This window comes from Streptomyces sp. NPDC050674 (genome assembly GCF_040654575.1).
In the GTDB taxonomy this organism is placed as follows: domain Bacteria; phylum Actinomycetota; class Actinomycetes; order Streptomycetales; family Streptomycetaceae; genus Streptomyces.
The window spans coordinates 161,962-184,626 of sequence record NZ_JBFAIG010000013.1 but is presented as its reverse complement, the minus strand read 5'-3'; the positions used below and the strand labels follow the sequence as shown (position 1 = coordinate 184,626).

Genomic DNA, 22,665 nt, shown 5'->3' with positions numbered 1-22,665 from the left:
CGTCGCCCCAGGTCGCACGTATCTTCACGCGGTGGGCACCGGGCTGGGGGGCACGACGCCGTCCGGCCGGATGCTGCGCGCGTTACGGCAGAGCCGCCGGCTGACGATCGAAGAACTGGCCGAGGCCTCGCGCATCTCGGGGCGTGCCATCGGCGACATGGAGCGGGGCCGCAGCCGGCGTCCGCACCGGAGCACCGTCACCGCGCTCGCCCAGGGGCTGGAGCTGGACGACGCCGCGCACGCCGATCTCCTCGCGGCCGCCCGTGCCGCGCGTCCGGGGACGCGGCCCGCCGAGTCCGGCAGGTTCTCGCCCCACACCCTGCCGAGGGGCGTACGGGACTTCGTCGGCCGCGGGACGGAGCTGGCCGTGCTGCGCGCCCTCGCGCGGGAGGCGGCGCAAGGCCGCGGGATCACGCCACCGGCGGCGGTGGTGTCCGGGCCGCCGGGAAGCGGCAAGACCTCGCTGGCGGTGCGGCTGGCCGAGGAACCGGGGGTGCCCTGTCCCGACGGGGCGTTCCTGGTGGACATGCGAGGTCTGGACGAGCGGCCGCTCGCGGCGGAGCAGGCCGTGGCGGGGCTGCTGGGCTCGTGGACCGGTGGCGCACCCGGCGGCGGGCCGTTCACCCGGGCAGGGGGCGGTCGTCGACGACGTGCTTCATGACGAGGGTGGAGTTGAGGCGCTGGACGCCGGGGAGCCGGGCGAGCCGCTGGTCGTAGAGCTGCTGGAAGGCGCCGAGGTCGGTGGTGGCGACGCGCAGGAGGTAGTCGGGGTCGCCGAACAGGCGCTGGGCCTGGAGCACGTGCGGGACGGCGGCGACCGCCTCTTCGAACGCCGAGACCGTGTCGGCGTCCTCCCAGCGCAGGGTGACGAAGACCAGGGCCTCGAAGTTCAGGCCGACGGCGGCCGGGTCCACCACCGCGCGGTAGCCGCGGATCGCGCCCTCGCGTTCGAGGTCGCGCAGCCTGCGGTGGCAGGGCGAGACGCTCAGTTTCACTCGGGCGGCCAGCTCGGTGACCGTGAGACGGCCGTCCAGCTGTAGCTCGGTAAGAATCTTCCGGTCCAGGGCATCCATGGAGAAGATTCTGCCCCAGATGCTCGCATGCAGGAGTAAAGAAGGGAACACCTTCGGGCGGATCCGGCCTAGCCTTCCCCTCGCACCACGGCATGTGAGAGGGAACGAACGATGGACACGACCACGCTGGCGGCTTTCCTGGCGGTGGACCTGCTGCTGATCTTCACTCCCGGCGCGGACTGGGCCTACGCGATCACGGCGGGCCTCAGGGACCGGTCGGTCGTGCCGGCGGTCGCCGGGCTGGTCGCCGGATACGCGGGGTACACCCTGCTCGCCGTCGCGGGCCTGGTGGTGATCGTGGCGAGCTCGGGGACGCTGCTCACCGCTCTGACCGTGGCCGGGTCCGGCTATCTGGTGTGGCTGGGCTGGGGGGTGCTGCGGCAGCCGGCCGCCCTGACGGTCCCCGGGCAGGAGGCGGGCACCGAGGGCGCCTCCGGGCTGCGGGTCATGGTCAGGGGCATCGGCACCAGCGGGCTGAACCCCAAGGCGCTGCTGCTCTACTTCTCCCTGTTCCCGCAGTTCATCGACCCCGCGGGCGCCTGGCCGGTCGCGGGCCAGACCGGCCTGCTGGGCTCGCTGCACATGACCGCCTGCGCCGTCGTCTACCTCACCGTGGGCGTCCTGGCCCGCACGGTGCTCAGGACGCGGCCCGCCGCGGCCCGGGCGGTGACCCGGGCCTCGGGTGCCATGATGATCGGCATCGGCGGCTTCCTGCTGGTGGAACGTCTGGCAGGCTGACGGGCGTCCCCGGCGGTGCCCTCACGGCACCTCCGGCCCGCCGAACTCGCCCATCGCGTCGATCAGCCGGCGCCCCAGGTGGTCGGCGAACGAGGAGCGCGGCAGCAGCCGGTACGTCGGCGTGTCGTCGGTCTGCCAGAGCAGGACGGTGACGGGGCCCACCGTGGTCGACACCGCCCGCCCCGGACCGAAGGCCCGGGGGTGCAGGTCCAGCGGACAGCCCTTCTCCAGCACCTGCCGGGCGGACGGGCCGCTCAGCTCCAGCGTGGTGCGGTGCGCGGAGACGTCCACGACCGACCCGGGGTCCGGGCCCAGCGCCTTTCGCAGGGCGGCGGTCTCGTCGGACGGGGAGAACACGAGCCACTCGTCGGGGCCCAGCCAGAGGACCGTGCGGGGTCCCGACGTCGTGGTGTCGCCGCACCGGCGCGGGAGCGGCGCCCCCAGGGCGGCCTCGATCCGGCCGGCCCCCGCGGAGGCGGGCTCGACGCGCACGTTCACCATGCCGAGGAACGGCAGCTCCCGCAGGGCGACGCCCCGGGCACCGGTGACGGTGGCGGCGCGCATCCGTGCCTCCAGGTGGGCCAGGGGGCTTCGGCGCAGTGTCGCGGGGCCTGTCTCAGCCATCTCGTTTGGTCCCTTCGGGGTCGTAGAGGACGCAGTCGGTCACCTCGACGGGCACCAGGTCCCGGCCGACCGGGGCGAGCAGGGTCTCACCGATCCTGGCCCGCCCGCCGGTGACGAGGGCCAGGGCGAAGGGGCGGCCGAGGGCCTGGCTGTGGTAGCTGGAGGTGACGTGGCCGAGCATCGGCACCGGCGTTCTGTCCAAGGCGGCGTCCGGCGCGACGAGTTGGGTGCCCTCGGGCAGCCGGGTCGTGCGGTCGCTCGGCAGCAGGCCGACCAGGTGCCTGCGGTCGGCGCGGGCGGTGTCGGCACGGGAGAAGGACCGCTTGCCGATGAAGTCCTTCCGCTGCGACACCACCCAGGACATGCCCGCGTCCTGGGGTGTGACGGTGCCGTCGGTGTCCTGCCCGACGATGATGTAGCCCTTCTCGGCCCGCAGCACGTGCATGGTCTCGGTGCCGTACGGGGTGATGCCGTACGGCTGCCCGGCCGCGTGGACCTGTTCCCAGACGGCCAGGCCGTACCACCCCGAGACGTTGATCTCGTAGGCCAGTTCGCCGGAGAAGGAGATGCGGCAGACGCGCGCCGGAACGCCGCAGGCGAGGGTGGTCTCGCGGAAGGTCATGAAGGGGAACGCCTCGGCGGACAGGTCCAGGCCGGGCGCGAGCCGGGCGACGACGTCCCGGGACTTCGGGCCCACGACGGCGATGGTCGACCACTGCTCGGTCACCGAGGTGCAGTGCACGTCGAGTTGGGGCCACTCGGTCTGGAGCCACTCCTCCAGCCAGTCCAGGACCTCGGCGGCACCTCCGGTCGTGGTGGTCGTGAAGTAGCGGTCGTCGTCGAGGCGGAGCGTCACACCGTCGTCGAAGATCATGCCGTCGGGCCTGCACATCACGCCGTAGCGGGCCGTGCCGGGCTTCAGCTTCGCGAAGGCGTTGGTGTAGATCCGGTCGAGGAACTCGCCCGCGTCGGCGCCGCGGATCTCGATCTTGCCGAGGGTGGAGGCGTCCATGAACGCCACCCCTTCGCGGGCGGCCCGGCATTCCCGGGCCACGGCGGTGTCCATGTCCTCACCGGGCCGGGGGTAGAACCGGGGACGCTTCCACTGTCCCGCGTTCTCGAACTCGGCGCCCTGCGCCACGTGCCAGCCGTGCAGGGGCGTGGTCCGCTCCGGGTCGAACAGCTCGCCGCGCTCGCGTCCGGCCAGGGCGGCGAACGCGACCGGTGTGTACGGCGCCCGGTGGGCCGTGGTGCCGATGTGCCCGGGTGAACCGCCGAGCGCCTCGGCGATGACGCCGATCGCGTTGACGCCCGAGGTCTTGCCCTGGTCGTTCGCGGTGCCGAGGGAGGTGTAGCGCTTGACGTGCTCGACGCCGCGCATCCCGGCCGTGGTGGACCGCCGGACGTCGGCGACGGTGACGTCGCGCTGGAGGTCGACGAAGTGACGGTCCCAGGTGGCTGGTTCACCGTCGGGCCCGGGGACCAGCCACAGGGCGCGGGCCGGGCCGGCCGGCAGCCGCTCGCACTCGGGCGGTACGGCGACCGGGAACCCCGCCCGCGTCGCGGCCAGCGCACCCGCCCGGGCCCCTTCAAAGCGGCAGCCGGCGGTGTCGTACGTCCCGCGCGCGGCACCGACGACCTGCTGGTCCCGCACGGCGCCGTCGGGCACGAAGGCGACCAGGTCCTCGTCCCAGCGCAGCCGTCCCCGGCGCTGGCTGTGCAGATGCACCACCGGGCTCCAGCCGCCCGAGACGGCGAGCAGGTCGCATGCGAACGGCTGGGGCGCGTCGGTGAGCCGGCCGTCCGCGTCGAGTTCGCGGACCGTGACGCCGGTGAGCCTCGGCTCGCCCGCCGTACCGGTCACCGCGCTGCCCGACAGCACCCGCACCCCGGTGACCCCGGCGATCTCGGCGGCCCGGCGGGACAGGCCGGGCCGTGCGTCGGCCACGGCGGCGATGCCGATCCCGGCCGCGTGCAGAGCGGCGACTGTGTCGTAGGCGCTGTCGTTGGTCGTGCTCACCACGGCCCGGGAGCCGGGGGCCACGGCGTACCGGTCGAGGTAGGTCCGCACGGCCGAGGCGAGCATCACCCCGGGCCGGTCGTTGCCGGCGAAGACCAGCGGCCGCTCGTGCGCGCCGGTCGCCAGCACCACCTGGCGGGCCCGGATGTGCCACAGCCGCTGGCGGGAGACGCCCTCGACGGCGGTCGCGAGGTGGTCGGTGCGGCGCTGGAGGGCGAGCACGTAGTTGTCGTCGTACGAGCCGAAGGCGGTGGTGCGTCGCAGGACGACGGTCTCGGGGGCGCGGTCCAGGGCCGCACGCAGGACCGCGCCCTCGTCGGTGCCGGAGTGCGGGCAGTCGCCGGGACCGGGCTGGTCGTCGACGAGGATCACCCGGGCGCCGGAAGCGGCGGCAGCGGCGGCGGCCGCGAGTCCGGCCGGGCCCGCGCCGACGACCAGGACGTCGGTGTGGGCGTACTTCTTGTCGTAGAGGGCCGGGTCGGGGGTGGGGGCGAGCCGGCCCTTCCCGGACAGGGTGGTGGCGGACAGGCCGTCGTACAGCTCCACCGTCGTCGCCGGGAGCATGCCCTCCGGGCAGGGGCCGTCGAGCCGGACCAGGGCGTTGGGCTCCTCGACGCCCGCGGCGACGATGCCGCGCGGGCGGCCGCGGTAGAGCGAGGGGGCGACCTCGACGAGCCCGTTCGCCAGCATCGCGGAGGCGAGGGTGTCACCGGGGTGGCCGGTCAGCTCCCGTCCGTCGACGGTGAAGCGCAGCAGGGTGGCGCGGTCGACGCGGCCGCCGTGCGCCAGCCGGAAACGCTGCTCGCTCATCGGGTCCCTCCGGGGCGCGGCTCGTCGAGCCGGTAGGTGGTCAGCACCTCGTGGGTGGCGGTGTCGCGCAGCGCGTTGAACCAGCGGCGGCAGCCGGTGCTGTGTGCCCACCGCTCGGCGAAGGGACCCTCGGGGTTGTCGCGGTAGAAGACGTACTCGGCCCACTGCTCGTCGGTCAGGGCGGCGGGGTCCTCGGGGTGGGGGACGTGGGCCTGCCCGCCGTAGCGGTACTCGGTCTCGTCCCGCGGGCCGCACCAGGGGCAGGTGATCAGCAGCACGGTGTCCTCCTCAGTGGGCCACGGCCGCGGCGCCGTGCTCGTCGATCAGCGCGCCGGTCGTGAAACGGTCGAGGGCGAAGGGGGCGTTCAGCGGATGCGGCTCGCCGGTGGCGAGGGTGTGCGCGAAGGTCCAGCCGGCCGCCGGGGTGGCCTTGAAACCGCCGGTCCCCCAGCCGCAGTTGACGTAGAGGCCCTCCACCGGGGTGCCGCCGATGATCGGTGAGGCGTCCGGGGTGACGTCGACGACGCCGCCCCAGGTCCGCAGCACGTGCGCCCGCGCGAAGACGGGGAACAGCTCGACGGCGGCGGCCATCTGCCGCTCGATGACGTGGAACGAGCCGCGGCGGCCGTACCCGTTGTAGGAGTCGACGCCCGCGCCCATCACCAGCTCGCCCTTGTGTGCCTGGGAGACGTAGACGTGCACGTGGTTCGACATGACGACGGTCGGGTGCACCGGCTCGTGCAGCTCGGAGACCAGGGCCTGGAGCGGGTGGGACTGCACCGGCAGCCGCAGGCCCGCCCGTTCGGCGAGGACGCTGCTGTGGCCTGCCGCCGCGAGGCCCACGCGGCCGGTGTGGATGCGGCCGCGGGTGGTGTCGACGCCCACGACCCGGTCGCCGTCCTTGACGAAGCCGGTGACCTCGCAGCCCTGGATCAGGTGCACGCCCAGCTGGTCGGCGCGGCGGGCCAGCGCCCAGGCGACGTGGTCGTGCCTGGCGATGCCGGCCCGGGGCTGGAAGGTGGCGCCGAGCACCGGATACCGGGTGCGGGACGAGACGTTGAGGATGGGGCAGACCGTGGCGACCTCGTCGGGTTCGAGCCACTCGGCGTCGACGCCGTTGAGTCGGTTGGCGTTGACTCGGCGCACGCCCTCGCGGACGTCCTGGAGGGTGTGCGCGAGGTTGAGGACCCCGCGCTGGCTGAAGAGGAAGTCGTAGTCCAGCTCCTCCGGGAGCCGCTCCCACAGCTTCAGCGCGTGCTCGTAGATCGCCGCGCTCTCGTCCCACAGGTAGTTGGAGCGGATGATCGTGGTGTTGCGGGCCATGTTGCCGCCCGCCAGCCAGCCCCTTTCCAGGACGGCCACGTCGGTGATGCCGTGGTTGCGGGCGAGGTAGTAGGCGGTGGCCAGGCCGTGGCCGCCCCCGCCGACGATGACGACGTCGTACGAGGAACGCGGCTCGGGGTGGTGCCAGAGGAAGTCGGGGTGTTCCGGCGGCGGCTCGGCGCTCATGCCACGGCTCCGTTCGCGTGGTGGGGGGCGGCGGGGCTGGTCGACGGGCTGGTCGTCCTGGGCGCACCGCTCTGGGAGCCGTTGATGCGCGACTGATATATCAGACTCTGCGGTACGGTATGGGAGCTCACGGGACAGGTCAAGGGGGCCTTCATGCGGCAGTCGGCGACGGAGCTCGCGAGCGGGGAGTCCCCGGGGCCGGAGCCCGGAGTCGAGGAGCTGTCCCTCGCCGAGCGCGCGTACCGCGCCATCCGCGACCGGCTCGTCATGCTGGAGATCCGCCCGGGTGCGCCGATCCACGAGGAGCAGCTCGCGCAGTCCCTCGGCGTGGGGCGGACACCGGTGCGCGAGGCCCTGAAGCGGCTCCAGTACGAGCGCCTGATCACGGCCTATCCCCGGCGCGGCACGTTCGCCACCGAGGTCAACATCACCGACCTCGCCCATGTCTCCGAAGTGCGCCAGGAGCTGGAACCCCTGGCCGCCGCCCTGGCCGCACGACGCGCCACGGCGGCGGACCGGGCGGCCCTGACGGCCCTGCGGCAGGAGCTGGCGGGCGCGCACACCGCCCGGCGGCACCCCGGTGCGCTGATGCATCTGGACCTGCGGGTCCACCGCGCCGTCTACGCCGCCGCGCACAACCCGTATCTGGAGGACACCCTCGTCCGCCACGACAACCTCGCCACCCGCATCTGGTGCCTGTTCCTGGACCGCCTGCCCGACATGGCGGGCCACGTCGAGGAGCACGGGCCGCTGATCGAGGCGATCACCGCGGGCGAGCCGGAGCGGGCGGCGCGGCTGGCCCATGGGCACGTCGAGGGGTTCGAGCGGGCGATCCGGGCGGCCATCTGAGCGTCTTCGCCGGTCACCGCAGTGGCTCAGCGCAGACGAGCCACTGCGGGCCGGTAGCGGGACAATCGGTGCAGGAAGCGTGAGCAGCCAGGGGCGGCACATCCGGAGGCACCGTGGAGGGACGCGTACCGGAGGACTTGGCCGTCGTCGTCGACGCCGACGGGGTGATCTCGGTGTGGAGCGACGGTGCTCGCCGCCTGCTCGGACACGAGCCCGCCGAGGTCGTGGGCAGGCCCGCCGATGACCTGCTCGCCGCCCGGCTGCCCGAGTCGACGCGGCGGCACGCGGCCGAGGGCCGGCGCTGGGCCGGTGAGGTGGCGCTGCGGCACCGGGACGGCAACCGGGTCGTGGTCCGGCTCCAGGGGACGCCGATGCTGGACGGGCGGGGCAGGCGGCTGTGGCTCGTGACCGGCACCGCGCCGGTGTACCCGGCGGCGCCCGTCGACCGGGCGGCCCTGCCCCTGTGGGACCTCACGCTCGCCCAGCTCCCCGTCCCGGTGGCGGTGTACGACCGTGATGCGCGGCTGGTGGCGGCCAACGAGATGATGACCGAGGTGATGGGCAGGTCCGTGGAGGAGATGAAGGGCCTGACCCTGTGGGAGATCGAGCCGAACCCGCCCTTCGACTCCTACGACCGCCTCCAGCGGGAGGTCCTGCGCACCGGCGAGTTGATCTTCCACGAGGAGCACGGCAAGGCCCCGGGCGAGACCCGGCCGCACGCCTGGTCGATGTTCATGTCGCCGCTGAAGGACGAGACCGGCGCGGTGCGGGGCATGTCGGCGACCGTGTTCGACACGACGGAGCAGTACTGGGCCCGCCGCCGGCTGGCGGTGCTGAACGAGGCCAGTCTGCGGATCGGGAGCACCCTGGACGTGACCCGCACGGCCGAGGAGCTGGCCGAGGTGGCCGTGGCCGGGGGTTTCGCGGACTTCGTCGCCGTGGACCTGCTGGAGTCCGTCGCCCTGGGCGAGGAGCCGGAACCGCTGCCGCCGGACAGGCCCGTCACCGTGCGCCGCACCGCACAGCTGTCGGTGCTGGAGGGCTGCCCGGAGTCGGTGGTGGCGGCGGGCGCCTCGACCCCCTACCCGGTGGGGACGCTGCCGCTGCGGACCCTGGCAGCCGACCGGGGTGCCCGGCACCGGCCGGGCGACCCGGAGCTGCGGGAGTGGATCACGGCCTCACCGGGCCGCGCCGAGTCCGTGTCCCGGTTCATGATGCACTCGGTGATGATGGTGCCGCTGCGGGCCCGCGGCGTGACGCTGGGCCTGGTGCACTTCCTGCGCCACCGCACGCCGGACCCGTTCAGCGAGGACGATCTGCTGCTCGCGGAGGACATCGTGGCCCGGGCCGCGGTGAGCGTGGACAACGCCCGTCGCTTCACCCGGGAACGCCGCACGGCCCTGGCACTCCAGCGCAGCCTGCTCCCGGAACGGCTCCCCGACCTCGCGGCGATGGACATCGCCTACCGCTATCTGCCGACCGGGGCCGGGGCGGACATCGGGGGCGACTGGTTCGACGTGATCCCGTTGTCCGGCGCCCGCGTGGCCCTGGTCGTGGGTGACGTGGTCGGCCACGGCATCCAGGCGTCGGCCACGATGGGCCGGCTGCGGACCGCCGTACGGACGCTCGCCGATGTCGATCTCGCCCCCGACGAGCTGCTCACCCAGCTGGACGACCTCGTCATCCGGCTCGACCGGGAGGAGGGCCCGGAGGCGCGCGGGGCACAGGAGGCGTCGGGGCAGGTCGGCGCCACCTGCCTGTACGCCGTGTACGACCCGGTGTCCCGTCGCTGCACCATGGCCCGCGCCGGGCATCCGCCGCCCGTGCTGGTCACGCCCGACGGCGGCGTACGGTTCCTCGACCTGCCGGCCGGGCCGCCGCTGGGCCTGGGCGGTCTGCCGTTCGAGGCCGTGGAGGTGCAACTGGAGGAGAACAGCCTGCTCGCCCTCTACACCGACGGTCTGATCGAGGCGCCCGACCACGACATCGAGATCGGCACGGCCCTGCTGCGCGACGCCCTGGGCGACTTCGGCGGCACGCTCGATGAGACCTGCGAGCGGGTCCTGCGCACGCTGCTGACCGGCCGGCCCGACGACGACATCGTGCTGATGCTCGCGCGCACGGCCGTCCTCGACCCCGGGAAGGTCCGCACCTGGCGGCTGCCGCCGGACCCCGCGGCCGTGGCGCGGGCCCGCAAGATGGCGGGCGATCAGCTGGCCGAATGGGGGCTGGCGGAGGCGGAGTTCGCCACCGAACTGATCGTCAGCGAGCTGGTCACCAACGCGCTGCGGTACGGCGGCGCCCCCATCGAACTGCGGCTGATCCGCGACTCGACCCTCATCTGCGAGGTGTCCGACGGCAGCAGCACCGCACCGCACCTGCGCCGGGCCCGGGTCTTCGACGAGGGCGGCCGGGGCCTGCTGCTCGTCGCCCAGCTCGCCGAGCGGTGGGGCACCCGCCAGACGGCCACGGGCAAGACCATCTGGGCGGAACAGCCCTTGCCGCCGGGCAGCTGAACCGGACACTCGCGGGTCCGCGATGCCCGGTCCCGGCGGCCCTGTTCCCCGGCGTCCGGTACGGGCGCGGTGTCCGATGCGGCATGCCGGCACGCACCACGGGTACTCCGGCGATCTTGCAAGCCGGCCCTCGGGCCGTATGTTCGTCGGAAGGAGAGCCGTGTCTGACGAGACGGTGAAGAACGTCTTCGTGATCGGGCTCGACGAGGCCAATCTGCCCACGCTCCAGCAGGTCCCGGGAGCCGACCGGCTGCGCTTCCACCAGCTGCTGACCATCGAGGAGCTCCAGGTCGGCGAAGTGCACCTGCCCTCGCTGCTCGACAAGGCCCAGGGGGTGCTCGACGCGTTCGACGGCAGCATCGACGCGATCGTGGGGTACTGGGACTTCCCGGTCAGCACCCTCGTACCGATGCTGAGCGAGCGCTACGGCACCCGCAGCACCAGCCTGGAGTCGGTGGTCAAGTGCGAGCACAAGTACTGGAGCCGGCTGGAGCAGCGGAAGGCCACCGACCGGCATCCGCGTTTCGGACAGGTCGACCTGTCGGCCGAGCCGCCGCGCCCGCCGGAGGACGTGTCCTTCCCGATGTGGCTCAAGCCCGCCCTCTCGTACTCCTCCGAACTCGCCTTCGGCGTGGATGACGAGGAGGAGTTCGGTAAGGCGGTCGCCGAGATCCGCGAGGGCATATCCCGCATCGGCCGTCCCTTCGAGCACGTCCTCGAACGCATCGACCTGCCGCCGGAGATGAACGGCGTGGGCGGCCGGGTCTGTCTCGCCGAGGAGGCGATGTCCGGCGTCCAGGTCGCCGTCGAGGGCTACGTCCACCAGGGCGAGGTGACCGTCTACGGAGTCCTGGACTCCATCCAGTACCCGGACTCCTCCTGCTTCCTGCGCCACCAGTACCCCTCGATGCTGCCGCCCCCGGTCATCGCGCAGCTGCACGACGTCAGCGAGCGCGTGATGCGGCAGATCGGCATGGACTCGGCCACCTTCAGCATCGAGTACTTCTACGACCCGCGGACCCAGGAGATCAATCTGCTGGAGATCAACCCCCGGCACTCCCAGTCGCACGCGGAGCTGTTCCAGTACGTCGACGGCGTGCCCAACCACCACTGCATGGTCCGCCTCGCCCTCGGCGAGGACCCGCGCATGCCGCACCGCGAGGGCGAGTACGCGATGGCCGCGAAGTGGTACCACCGCTGGTTCACCGACGGTGTGGTGCGCCGGGTGCCGAGCGCCGAGGAGATCGCGCGCATCGAGCGGGAGACCCCGGGCGTGCGCATCGAGGTCGTCCCCTCCGAGGGCGACAGGCTGTCGGACCTGCCGGGGCAGGACAGCTACAGCTACGAGCTGGCGCACATCTACACCGGCGGTGCCGACGAGGCGGATCTGCGGAAGAAGTTCGACCACTGCGTGGCCGCCCTGGGCCTGGCCTTCGAGGACGCCCCGTCCGAGGCCGAAGCCGCGCGAAAGTGAGGAGCACGTCACTTCCATGCGTTACGTGACCAACCTGCCGTACGAGACGAAGGAAGAAGAGCACGTCACGATCCCGATGTCCGACGGGATCCGGCTCTCGGCGCACATCTGGCGCCCCACCTCCTCCGACCAGGAGCCGGTGCCGGCGGTGCTGGAGTACATCCCGTACCGCAAGCGCGACCTGACGGCCGTACGCGACTCGATCCACCACCCCTACCTCGCCGGGCACGGCTACGCCTGCGTCCGCGTCGACCTGCGCGGCACCGGCGACTCGGAGGGCGTGCTGCGCGACGAGTACCTGGAACGGGAGCAGGCGGACGCCGAGGAGGTCCTGGCCTGGCTGGCGGAGCAGCCGTGGTGCGACGGCGGCACGGGCATGATGGGCATCTCCTGGGGCGCGTTCGCGGCGCTCCAGGTGGCGGCCCGCCGGCCGCCGAGCCTGAAGGCCATCGCCATCGCCTCGTTCACCGACGACCGGCACGCCGACGACATGCACTACATGGGCGGCGCCCTGCTGTCGGACAACCTGGCCGAGGCGGGCACCATGTTCGCCTACGGCACCTGCCCGCCCGACCCGGCCGTGGTCGGCGAGCGCTGGCGCGAGATGTGGCACGAGCGGCTGGAGAACACCGAGCCCTGGGTACTGGAGTGGCTGCGCCACCAGCGCCGCGACGACTACTGGCGGCACGCCTCGGTCTGCGAGGACTACACGAGCGTGCAATGTCCGGTCCTGGCCTCCAGCGGCTGGGCGGACGGGTACTCCAACGCCGTGACCCGGCTGCTGGGCAACCTGGACGTGCCCCGCAAGGGGCTGATCGGGCCCTGGTCGCACAAGTTCCCGCACCTCGGGGAGCCGGGCCCGGCCATCGGCTACCTCCAGGAGCTCGTGCGGTGGTGGGACCACTGGCTCAAGGGCGTCGACAACGGCGTCATGGACGGGCCGATGCTCCAGGCGTGGATGCAGGACAGCGTGCCGCCCTCCACCTCCTACGAGGAGCGGCCGGGCCGCTGGGTGGGCGAGCCGGACTGGCCGTCCCCGCACATCCGCCCCGTCACGCATCCGCTCACCCGGCACACGATCGGGCCCCCGCGCGAGGACTCGGCGGCGGTGCCGGAGCCCGGTGAGGCGATGACCGTGCGCTCGCCGTTGTCCGTGGGCCAGTTCGCGGGCAAGTGGGCCTCCTACAACGCGCCCCCGGACCTGCCCTACGACCAGCGGGAGGAGGACGGCGGTTCGCTCGTCTTCGACACCGAGCCGCTGACCGAACCGGTGGAGATCCTGGGCTCGCCGACCGTGGAGCTCGACCTGTCGGTCAGTGAGCCGGTCGCCCTGGTGGCCGCGCGGCTGTCCGACGTGAGCCCCGACGGCGCCGCGACGCGCGTCTCGTACGGCATCCTGAATCTGACCCGCCGTGACAGCACCGAGGCCCCCGAGCCGTTGGAGCCGGGCCGGCGCTACCGGGCCACCGTCCCGCTGAACGGGGTGGCCCAGGCGTTCCCGCCGGGTCACCGCATCCGGCTGTCGCTGTCGACGTCCTACTGGCCGCTGGCCTGGCCCGCGCCCAAGCCGGCCCTGCTCAGCGTCCACGAGCACTCCAGCACGCTCACCCTGCCGGTGCGGCCGGTGGACGAGCCCGACGAGGTGCCGTCCTCGCCCTTCGGTGAGCCCGAGGGCACTCCCCCGCTCGCCATGACCCAGGTGACGCCGCCGGAGGAACGCTGGGACGTCAAGCGGGATCTGATCGACTACCGCTCCGAGCTGGACATCGTGAAGGACCGGGGCACGGTCCGCTTCGAGGACATCGGCCTGGAGGCCGGCCGCCGCGCCCACGAGCGCTACACGGCGGTCGCCGACGACTTCACCTCGGTCGGCGGCGAGACCACGTGGACCATGCGGTTCCAGCGGGACGACTGGGACGTGCGGGTGGTCACCCACACCCGGCTCACGTGCGACGAGACGGACTTCTTCGTCGACGCGACCCTCGACGCCTACGAGGCCGGCCGGCGGGTCTTCTCCCGCACCTGGAACGAGGAGGTCCCCCGCGACCTGCTGTAGCCGCTTCACCTCAGCCGGACGGCGCACCAGCGGAAGTGCCCGTCCTGCGGGCCGGTGCCGAAGAGGTCGTACGTGATGAGGGCGTAGGCCCTGCGGTAGAGGGTCAGGACCTCTTCGGCGTGGCCCAGTTCGCGGGCGAAGAGACGGCTCAGTTCGGCGGTGTGCCGGTCGGCGTCGGGTCCGTACAGGTCCCAGACGGCGGCCGTGACCGCCGCCTCGAAGGCGGGGTCGCCGGCCGTGGTGCAGAACCCGAAGTCGAGGACGGCCACCGGCCGTCCGGCCTCGTCGAAGTGAATGTTGGGCGGCACCAGGTCGCCATGGACGACACTGTCGGCCTGGTCGGGCAGGGCCCGCAGCGCGGCGGCCGTGCGGGACACGACGTCGGCCAGGCCGGGCACATGCGCGGCGAGGGCCTCCCCGTTGCGGCCGGCGGCCCGCTCCACGAGGGCGGCGAGCGCGTCGGAGAAGCGGGAGTGGCCCTGCCGGAGCGGCCGGTCGTCCCCCTGGATCACCAGGCGCCGCATGGCCTCGGTGCCCGGGACGGAGGCGAGCCCGCGCAGGACGGTGAGCAGGGCGTCGGTCTCGCCGCGGGGGAGGTCGCGGGCGGGCGGGTCGCCCTCGGTGCCGGAACGCAACGGGCGCCCGCCCAGCTCGCGTTCATAGCTGACCAGCACGCCGTCGTGCTCCTCGGTGCCGAGGATCTCCGGAGTGTCGAAGGGCAGGGGGTGCCGGGCGATGTCGGCGTAGAGCCGCCGGGTCAGGGCGAAGTCCTCCGGAGGGCGCCCGGTCCACACCTTCGCCACGGTTCCCTGCCGGAGCCGGTAGACGATCCCCTCCGTGCCGGAGGCGAGGCGCCGCGCGCCTGGGTGGCCACGTCGGGCGAAGTACTGAACCCAGGGGTCGGTCTCATGCGTGCCCGTCTCGATCATGCGCGGCATTCAACCAGCGCCGCCCGCGGGCCGTCTCTCCTGCCGGGCGCGGAAGTCACCGTCGTGCACCCGCCTTGTGGCCCCTTCGGGTACGGCGGCGGATACTGGAGGACTCGCGATACGGACCGGTTCCCGACCCGCCCTCGCCGCCAGGAGGACCACATGACCGTGCGCACAGGACGTGTCGAACTGACCCCCGCCGCCGAGGAACTGCTGCGGCGGCTGACCGCGGCGCACGGGCCGGTGATGTTCCACCAGTCCGGCGGGTGCTGCGACGGCAGCGCCCCCATGTGCTACCCACGCGGCGAGTTCCGGGTCGGCGCCTCGGACGTCCTGCTGGGACACGTGGCCGGGGACACGCCGTTCTGGATGAGCGCGGACCAGTTCAGGCACTGGTCGCACACCCACCTCACCGTGGACGTGGTCCCCGGCCGTGGCAGCGGCTTCTCACTGGAGGCCCCGGAGGGCGTCCGCTTCCTGCTCCGCTCCCGTCTCCTCACCGACGAGGAACTGCACCGCCTCGGGTCGGAGCCACCCCTGCGCGACGGTGCGGACCACACCGGTACGGCATGACGCCCTGCCGGCCGGGCTGACCCTGCCGACCTGTCGCGGCGCACCTCGATCTCCTAGAGTTCGGATCATTCGCTACTTGTCGGCAAGGGGCCCACACATGCCAGAAGTCGTCCTGTTCCATCACGCGCAGGGCCTGACCCCCGGGGTCGCCGCTTTCGCCGACGAACTCCGCGGCGCCGGCCACACCGTCCACACACCCGATCTCTTCGAGGGCCGTACCTTCGCCTCTCTCGAGGAGGGCGCGGGCCACGTCGAACGGATCGGCTTCGGAGAGATCACCGAGCGCGGCGTCCGCGCGGCCGGGCACCTTCCGCAGGACGTCTTCTACATCGGCTTCTCACTCGGTGTGCTGCCCGCCCAGAAGCTGGCCCAGACACGGGCGGGCGCTCGGGGCGCGCTCCTCTTCCACGCCTGCATCCCGGTGCCGGAGTTCGGGACGGCTTGGCCGGACGGCGTGCCGGTGCAGGTGCACGCGATGGAAGCCGACCCGTTCTTCGCCGAGGACGCCGACGCGGCTCGCGCCCTCGTCTCCGGCAGTGCTGACGCGGAGCTTTTCCTCTACCCCGGAGACCAGCACCTGTTCGCGGACCGTTCGCTGCCGTCCTACACCCCGGACGCCGCCAAGCTCCTGACCGAGCGGACGATCGAGTTCCTCGGCTCACGCCGGGTTCGACCGTGAGGGGTCTCCCGCCCCGCCGACGCCGAGCGGCGGGCTCTCTCCCCGCGTCCGTACGCGGAACGCCATTCCGTCGATGATCTCGAAGCCGGTCACACCGGCTCGCCCCACCGGCGCCGAACGCCCGGCGGCCCGACTCGCCACTGCGCTGGCCCCCTAGGGTGGGCCCATGTACACGTCCCGGGTCTCCGGCCATGTCGACGCTCCCCGCGCCGCCGTCTACCGGGCGCTGGTGAGCGCCGAGGCGATCGCGCGCTGGCGGGTGCCGGCCGGGATGCGCGCCGAGGTGCACGAGTTCGACGCCCGCGAGGGCGGCGGCTTCCGTGTCTCCCTCACCTACGAGACACCGGCCGCCTCAGGGAAGTCGGCCGCGCACACCGACACCTACCACGGGCACTTCGCGCGTCTGGTGCCCGGCGAACAGGTGGTGGAGGTGCTGGAGTTCGAGACCACCGACCCCGCCCTGGGCGGCACCATGACGCTGACGACCACGCTCACCGACGCCGAGGACGGCGGCACCGACGTGCTCATGGTGCACGAGGGCATCCCCGACGCCGTGCCCGCCGCGGACAACGAGACGGGCACGCGCATGGCCCTGACCCATCTGGCCCGGCTCGTCGAGACCGGCGACGCCTTCTGAGCGGCGGGACCGCACAGCACCGGGGCACACCGACGGCAGCGCCTGCCTGAACCCTCCGCGCGGAGCCCCCCAGCCGGGCCGGCCGAGCCCGGAGGGCGCCGGGAAACCGCGCCTCACGAACCAGTCGCACCAACAGACCCACCGCCACCGTCTGGACGCCCTCACGAAGCCTCCCCTAGGGTGCAGCGGCAAGCGCTTTCTAGCCTGCCCATGCCAACCCCCGTGTGCGCAGCCCCGCCGACGACCGGACGAGGAACCGTCGCGGGCCGGCGCGGAAAGGCAGTGCCCAGTGCCGCAGAGACCGTCGTTCCCGTCCGTCACCCGCAAGTCCTTCTTACGGGGCATGGCGGCCGTGGGTGCCGCTCCCCTGCTTCCCGTCCCCGCTGCCGAGGCCGCGCCCTCGGCCCACCGCCCGGACTTCCCCCTGCTCCAGGACGGCACCGCCGTGGACGTGTTCGTCGACGCGGCGGACGACCCCGCCGTCATCCGCGCGGCCGGGGACCTCCAGGCCGACGTGGAGCGCGTCGGCGGCGTACGGCCGGAGCTCGTGCACACCGTCCCGCCGCGCGCTCAGCTCCTGGTTCTGGTGGGCACGATCGGCGCGAGCCCGGTGATCGACCGGCTCATCGGGCAGGGACGCCTGGACGTCTCCCGGGTGAAGGGCCGCTGGGAGGCCTCCGTCACCCAGGTCGTGGACCGTCCGCTGCCCGGTGTGGGGCGCGCCCTGGTCATCGCCGGAAGCGACCGCCGCGGCACGGTCTACGGCGTCTACGACACCTCGGAGCGCATCGGCGTCTCGCCCTGGTACTGGTGGGCCGACGTCCCCGTGGCCCGCCGTGACACGGTGACGGTCCCGGCCGGGCCCTTGGTCCGGCGGGAACCCGCCGTCCGCTACCGGGGCATCTTCATCAACGACGAGCAGAACCTCACCACCTGGTCCCGCCGCACCCAGGAGCCGGACAAGAACATCGGCCCGAAGACCTACGAGCGGGTCTTCGAGCTGCTGCTCCGCCTCAGGGCCAACTACCTCTGGCCGGCGATGCACCCCTACTCCGACTTCTTCAACAAGCACCGCGAGAACCCCGAACTGGCCGACCGCTATGGCATCGTGGTCGGCTCCAGCCACCCCGAGGCCATGCTGCGCAACGGCGTCCACGAATGGCAGCCGTGGGCCGAGGAGCACCGGGCCGCGGACGGCACGCTCCCCCTGTACGACTACACGGTGAACCCGTCCGTCATCTCCGACTACTGGCGGGCGCGGGCGCGCCAGAACGCCGCCTACGAGAGCAGCTGGACGATCGGCATGCGCGGGCTGCACGACTCGGCGCTGGAGACGAAGCACGCCACCACCGTCCCGGAGAAGGTCGCGGTGATGAACGACATCATCGCCGACCAGCGCCGCATCCTGGCCGAGGAGGTCGGCCCGGCCGCCGAGCCGCAGATCTTCATCCCGTACAAGGAGGTCCTGGAGCTGTACAACGCGGGCGTGCAGGTCCCCGAGGACGTCACGCTGATCTGGCCGGACGACAACCACGGCAACATGCGCCAGCTCCCGAACGACGCCGAGCGCCGCCGCCCCGGCGGCAACGGCATCTACTACCACCTCTCCTACTGGGGACGCCCCCGCAGCTATCTGTGGCTGGACACCACGCAGTTGAGCAAGGTGTGGCAGGAGCTGCGCCGGGTCCACGAGCACCGGGTGGACCGCATGTGGATCTTCAACGTCGGTGACATCAAGTCGATCGAGACGGGGCTGTCCTTCTGCCTGGACATGGCCTGGGACGTGGACCGGTGGGGCCCTGAGAACGTCGAGGACTTCCTCGTGGAGTGGGCCGGCCGCCAGTTCGGCCGACGCTACGGCGCGGAGATCGCCGCCCTGCGCACCGAGTACTACCGCCTCGCGGCGGAGCGGCGCCCGGAGTTCATCGACCGGGCGGTCTTCTCGACGGTGCACCACGGCGACGAGGCCGGCCGCCGCATGACGGCCTACGAGAACCTGCTGGAGCGGGCGCGCCGGCTCGGCGCGAAGCTGCCCGAGTCCTGCCGGGACGCCTACTTCGAGCTGATCGAGTACCCCGTCCACGGCGCGTACTTGATGAACCTCAAGTACTACTGGGCCGATCGCAACGCGCTCGCCGTCCGCCAGGGCCGCGGGGCCGGCACGAACCGTTTCGCGGACCTGGCCGAGGCGGCGCACGCCGAGGAGCAGGCGATCACCCGGCGCTACAACACGCAGATCGCGGGCGGCAAGTGGGACGGCATCGTCAACCCCTACCCGTCCGAGATCCCCAAGGCACCGGGCCGCCCGGCCGTGGCCAGGCTCCCCCGCCAGGAGACCTCGGGTCTGGGCATCGCCTCCGAGGGCAACGAGACGGGAACCGAACGGCCGTTGTCCTTCTCCTCCTACACCCGCGACCGCCGTTTCGTGGACGTCTTCAACACCGGCTTCCTGCCGCTGGAGTGGCGTGCCGAGCCGAGCGCCCCGTGGATCAAGCTGAGCACGACGGGCGGTGAACTCACCGACCAGCTCAGGGTGTGGGCCGAGATCGACTGGGCGCGGGTGCCGGAGGGCACGCACCGCCCGGCGCTGACCTTCACCGGCGCCGGCCGGAGCATCGAGGTGCCGCTGCTGGTGGTCGACGACGGGGAACGGGCGCGCCGTCGTGCCCGCGGCTTCGTCGAGGCCCACGGCTATGTGTCGATCGACGCCGCGCACTTCGACCGCGAGGTGTCGCGCGGCGGGGCGCGGTGGCGGGTGGTGCGCGGGCTGGGCCGCCGTACGGCGGCGGTCGAGGCGGTCCCGACGACGGCACCGCCGGTCACCGAGGACCTCACCACCCGGTCGCCGGAGCTGCGTTACCGGGTCCGCTTCTCCACGGCCGGCACGTTCCCGGTGACCGTCTTCCGTCTGCCCTCGCTGGACGAACGCGGCAAGCGACGTGTCGCCGTCGCCCTCGACGACCAGCCCCCGGCGGTCGTGTCGGGGCAGGCGGTCGCCACCGGCAACCGGGGCGACGCCTGGGCGCGCAACGTGGAGGAGGGCGTCGAGAAGCTGACGGCCCGGGTGACGGTGACCGCTCCGGGCGACCATGTGCTGAGGGTGTTCATGGTGGATCCGGGGATCGCGGTGGACCAGATCGTGATCGACACGGGCGGGGTGGGGGGCGGGTATTTGGCGCCGCCCGAGAGTTATCGCCGCTCCTGATCCGGGGCCGGGCGGCCCGGCGGCTCCGTGAGCGAGCCGTCGGTGCCGCCCGCCTGCTCTCGGCAGCATTTCCGGACCGGTGCATATCGGTGTATACGGAAAAGACGTGAGGACGCCCCGAGAAGCGCGAGTGACGGAAGAACACCGCTTTTTGCCTGACGTGCTTCGGAAGTGATGCACTCAGCGCTTCCCTGTGCACCCGTGCGCCCCCTTGGAGAAAGGGTTCGTCAAGTCAGCGGCGGGGTTGGACTGGGCAGGACATGGTGCAAGCGCCACGTCGGTGAAACGTCACCGTTTTCCCCGGTCGACCGAAGCGGGTGGTATTCGATGAACAGCCGCGTTCCCGAATCACAACAGGCATGGACGGTTGGTACTGCTCCAGGCATATTCCCATCCATCGGCCACGGTATCGCCTTGTTCCGCCGTCCGCTGGAGTTTCTGAATTCTCTTCCCGAGCAGGGTGATCTGGTCGAGATACGCCTGGGCCCCCAGCGGGCCTGGATGGTGTGTCACCCCGAGCTGGTCCACCTGATGCTCAGGGACACCCGCACGTTCGACAAGGGCGGACCGCAGTACGAGCGGCTGCGGGCGCTGATGGGCAACGGCGTCGTCACCTGCCCGCACGGGGAGCACCGGCGTCAGCGCCGCATGCTGCAACCCACCTTCCGCCCATCCCGGGTCGCCGCGCAGACGGACCTGATGGCCCGGGAGGCCGAGGCGTTGTGCCGTGACTGGCGGGACGGGCAGAAGGTCGACGTCAGTGCCGCCACGCTGACTCTGACGACCCGGCTGATCAGCCGGCTCCTGCTGTCCGACTCGCTCGGTCCGGCGGCGGCCGACGAGGTGCGGCACTGCCTCGCCGCCATCGTGCGCGGCCTGTTCGTGCGCACCGTCGTACCGGTCGACGTCCTGTTCCGTCTCCCCACTCCGGCCAACCGCCGCTACCGGCGTGCGGTGGAGCGGGTACGCGAACTCATCGACGCGGCCGTCGCCGAGCGCCGCGTGGGTGCGCCCCGCGACGATCTGCTGGGGCTCCTGCTCACGGCCGCCGCGGCCGAGGACGGCACGCCCCCGGTCACCGACCGGGAGGTCCAGGACCAGCTGGTGTCGCTCCTGCTCACCGGTTCGGAGAGCCCTTCGATGTGTCTGGCCTCGGTGTTCGGTCTCCTGGCCCAGCACCCGGAGGTGGAGCGGCGGCTGCACGCCGAGGTCGACACCGTCCTCGGCGGCCGGCTGCCGGACGCCGATGATCTGCCGCGTCTTGTGTACACCCGGTCCGTCCTCACGGAGACCCTGCGCCATTCCCCGCCGGGCTGGCTCTTCACCCGGGTCACGACCCGCGAGACGGAGCTGGCCGGGCGCCGGCTGCCGAGGGGGACCACCGTCCTGTACAGCCCGTATCTCCTGCACCACGACCCCGAGTCGTTCCCCGAGCCCGACCGGTTCCTGCCCGAGCGCTGGCTGGAGGGCGGTGCGGCCGCCGGTCCGCACGGGGCGCTGATCCCGTTCGCCGCCGGCAACCGCAAGTGCATCGGCGACCTGTTCTCCATGGCCGAGATGACCGTGGCCCTGGCCACGATCGCCGGACGCTGGCGGTTACGGCATCCCACCGGACGCGTCGCCCCGCCCCGCCCGGGAGCGACCCTGGGACCGAGGTCCCTGACGATGATCTGCGCCCCACGGGCGGACGCGCCGGGCGGCACCGCGCCGCACGCCGTCGCCGCCGCGCCCGGAGCCGCGCCGGCGGCGCCCGGGGTGGACAAGAGCCGGAGGGACGGTGACGACGGTGTCCACCACGCATGAGGAAGCGGCGATCGTCACGCCGGGCGGAACCGCCCCCGCGAGCCTGGTCGAGCTGATCGACACCCAGCTCCACATGCCCTTTCCGTTCCGGTGCAACACCCACGAGCCGGACGCCGCGGCGGCCGTCGACCACTGGCTGCGCGTGACCGGGCTGAGTGACGAACCGGGGCTGACGGCCATGATCTCCCGCACCCGCCCGGCCGAACTGGCCTCTTACAACAGCCCCGACGCGGATCCCGGCATCCTGCGGCTCGTCGCCCTCCAGATCGCCTACCAGTTCGTCTTCGACGACCGGGCCGAGGAGGTCGGCCGGCACGGGCCGGGGCTCCTGCTGCCGATGCTGTGCGAGAGCATCGCGATCCTGCGGGACGGCGCGGCACCCGCTACCCCGCTGGGTGCCGCCCTGGCCGACCTCCACCGCCAGGTCGGCGAACGCTGCACCCCGGCGCAGGCCGCGCGCTGGGCGTGGAAGAGCCGCGAGTACGTGCACGGGCTGCTGTACGAGGCGGTCGCGCAGAGCCACCCCTCCCCCCTCCGGTCCGGGCTGTGCACCTCGATACGGTCTCACCGCGGGCGTGGAGCCCTTCCACCCCCTGTGCGAGGCCGCGCAGCCGTGCGAGCTGACCCCCGGCGAGCTCCACCACCCGCTCATGCGGCGGCTCGCCCGGTTGTCGGCCGACGCGGCGGTGTGGATCCCCGACCTCTTCTCCGCGGTCAAGGAACAGCGGTCCGGCGGAATGATCAATCTGGCCCTCGCCTACCAGCGGGCCCATCAGTGCCCCCTGCCGGTGGCCGTCACCCTGGCCATCGAGCGGATCAACCGCACGATCCGCGAGTTCCAGGAGCTGCGCGCCGAGATCGAACCGTCGTTGAGCCCTTCGGGCGTCGGCTATGTGGAAGGCATGGCCGGGTGGATCCGCGGCTGCTACTACTGGTCCCGCACCGTGCCGCGCTACGCGGACGCGGCGGGCCCCCTGGCGGGGTGAGGGGGCGCTGATCAGGCCGCGCAGAGGGTGCCCATTCGGGCAACGGTACCCGCGGGATCGGTCTTTCACGCGGCTGTAGCAGGTCATTCACCCTTCTTCGTCGAGCTCGTTCCAGAATCCGGAACGGTGCCCATCGGGAGGCGTACGCTCTCGCTGCCTCCCGATGGCCGACGACAGGAAGCGG

At 72.6% G+C, this 22,665-nt stretch carries 18 protein-coding genes; 12 read left to right on the top strand and 6 right to left on the bottom strand.

The window, feature by feature from the left end; translation table 11 throughout:
* Positions 1-31: 31 nt before the first annotated feature.
* On the top strand, positions 32-661 hold the full coding sequence (locus AB0I06_RS22560; RefSeq protein WP_363120620.1) for a helix-turn-helix domain-containing protein: 630 nt from the start codon (positions 32-34) through the stop codon (positions 659-661).
* On the opposite strand, the gene AB0I06_RS22555 is transcribed toward AB0I06_RS22560, so the two are convergent.
* Entirely contained in the window at positions 621-1,073 is a 453-nt protein-coding gene (locus AB0I06_RS22555; RefSeq protein ID WP_363120619.1) for an Lrp/AsnC family transcriptional regulator, read from the bottom strand. The genes AB0I06_RS22560 and AB0I06_RS22555 overlap by 41 nt on opposite strands.
* A 111-nt stretch (positions 1,074-1,184) precedes the next feature.
* On the opposite strand from AB0I06_RS22555, the gene AB0I06_RS22550 reads away from it, so the two are divergent.
* Positions 1,185-1,811 (top strand): LysE family translocator, encoded by a 627-nt coding sequence (locus AB0I06_RS22550; RefSeq protein WP_363120618.1) that lies wholly within the window; start codon positions 1,185-1,187, stop codon positions 1,809-1,811.
* 21 nt (positions 1,812-1,832) lie between these two features.
* Here AB0I06_RS22550 and AB0I06_RS22545 read toward each other — a convergent pair whose 3' ends face one another.
* Genes AB0I06_RS22545 through AB0I06_RS22530 form a run of 4 tightly spaced genes read right to left on the bottom strand, consistent with a single transcriptional unit; the run spans position 1,833 to position 6,774 of the window.
* Entirely contained in the window at positions 1,833-2,435 is a 603-nt protein-coding gene (locus tag AB0I06_RS22545) for a sarcosine oxidase subunit gamma family protein (RefSeq protein ID WP_363120617.1), read from the bottom strand.
* Positions 2,428-5,265 (bottom strand): 2Fe-2S iron-sulfur cluster-binding protein, encoded by a 2,838-nt coding sequence (locus AB0I06_RS22540; protein ID WP_363120616.1) that lies wholly within the window; start codon positions 5,263-5,265, stop codon positions 2,428-2,430. The genes AB0I06_RS22545 and AB0I06_RS22540 overlap by 8 nt, the downstream gene beginning before the upstream one ends.
* Complete coding sequence (locus tag AB0I06_RS22535) at positions 5,262-5,543, bottom strand: sarcosine oxidase subunit delta (RefSeq protein WP_363120615.1); 282 nt, start codon at positions 5,541-5,543, stop codon at positions 5,262-5,264. The genes AB0I06_RS22540 and AB0I06_RS22535 overlap by 4 nt, the downstream gene beginning before the upstream one ends.
* A 10-nt stretch (positions 5,544-5,553) precedes the next feature.
* Entirely contained in the window at positions 5,554-6,774 is a 1,221-nt protein-coding gene (locus AB0I06_RS22530; protein ID WP_363120614.1) for a sarcosine oxidase subunit beta family protein, read from the bottom strand.
* 153 nt (positions 6,775-6,927) lie between these two features.
* Between AB0I06_RS22530 and AB0I06_RS22525 the strand changes: the two genes are divergently transcribed.
* The 4 genes from AB0I06_RS22525 to AB0I06_RS22510 all read left to right on the top strand — a co-directional run bounded on the left by AB0I06_RS22525 (position 6,928) and on the right by AB0I06_RS22510 (position 13,669).
* Positions 6,928-7,623, top strand: coding sequence for a GntR family transcriptional regulator (locus tag AB0I06_RS22525; RefSeq protein ID WP_363120613.1), 696 nt, complete (start codon positions 6,928-6,930; stop codon positions 7,621-7,623).
* Between the two features lie 113 nt (positions 7,624-7,736).
* Positions 7,737-10,139, top strand: a complete 2,403-nt coding sequence (locus AB0I06_RS22520) for a SpoIIE family protein phosphatase (RefSeq protein WP_363120612.1) — start codon at positions 7,737-7,739, stop codon at positions 10,137-10,139.
* Positions 10,140-10,299: 160 nt separating this feature from the next.
* Complete coding sequence (locus AB0I06_RS22515) at positions 10,300-11,613, top strand: ATP-grasp domain-containing protein (protein ID WP_363120611.1); 1,314 nt, start codon at positions 10,300-10,302, stop codon at positions 11,611-11,613.
* 16 nt (positions 11,614-11,629) lie between these two features.
* The gene (locus AB0I06_RS22510; RefSeq protein ID WP_363120610.1) at positions 11,630-13,669 is read left to right on the top strand and encodes a CocE/NonD family hydrolase; all 2,040 of its coding nucleotides are present in this window, start codon (positions 11,630-11,632) and stop codon (positions 13,667-13,669) included.
* Positions 13,670-13,674: 5 nt separating this feature from the next.
* Here AB0I06_RS22510 and AB0I06_RS22505 read toward each other — a convergent pair whose 3' ends face one another.
* The gene (locus tag AB0I06_RS22505; RefSeq protein ID WP_363120609.1) at positions 13,675-14,598 is read right to left on the bottom strand and encodes an aminoglycoside phosphotransferase family protein; all 924 of its coding nucleotides are present in this window, start codon (positions 14,596-14,598) and stop codon (positions 13,675-13,677) included.
* Positions 14,599-14,760: 162 nt separating this feature from the next.
* Between AB0I06_RS22505 and AB0I06_RS22500 the strand changes: the two genes are divergently transcribed.
* The 6 genes from AB0I06_RS22500 to AB0I06_RS22475 all read left to right on the top strand — a co-directional run bounded on the left by AB0I06_RS22500 (position 14,761) and on the right by AB0I06_RS22475 (position 22,481).
* The gene (locus AB0I06_RS22500; protein ID WP_363120608.1) at positions 14,761-15,171 is read left to right on the top strand and encodes a DUF779 domain-containing protein; all 411 of its coding nucleotides are present in this window, start codon (positions 14,761-14,763) and stop codon (positions 15,169-15,171) included.
* A 97-nt stretch (positions 15,172-15,268) separates the two neighbouring features.
* Complete coding sequence (locus AB0I06_RS22495; RefSeq protein WP_363120607.1) at positions 15,269-15,850, top strand: dienelactone hydrolase family protein; 582 nt, start codon at positions 15,269-15,271, stop codon at positions 15,848-15,850.
* A gap of 166 nt (positions 15,851-16,016) precedes the next feature.
* Complete coding sequence (locus AB0I06_RS22490; RefSeq protein ID WP_363120606.1) at positions 16,017-16,487, top strand: SRPBCC domain-containing protein; 471 nt, start codon at positions 16,017-16,019, stop codon at positions 16,485-16,487.
* Positions 16,488-16,830: 343 nt separating this feature from the next.
* Positions 16,831-19,692, top strand: coding sequence for a glycosyl hydrolase 115 family protein (locus tag AB0I06_RS22485; protein ID WP_363120670.1), 2,862 nt, complete (start codon positions 16,831-16,833; stop codon positions 19,690-19,692).
* A gap of 414 nt (positions 19,693-20,106) precedes the next feature.
* Positions 20,107-21,495, top strand: coding sequence for a cytochrome P450 (locus tag AB0I06_RS22480; RefSeq protein ID WP_363120605.1), 1,389 nt, complete (start codon positions 20,107-20,109; stop codon positions 21,493-21,495).
* Positions 21,496-22,070: 575 nt separating this feature from the next.
* Positions 22,071-22,481 carry a hypothetical protein gene (locus tag AB0I06_RS22475; protein ID WP_363120604.1) on the top strand — a complete coding sequence of 137 codons (411 nt, stop codon included), beginning with the start codon at positions 22,071-22,073 and terminating at the stop codon, positions 22,479-22,481.
* Positions 22,482-22,665 lie beyond the last annotated feature (184 nt).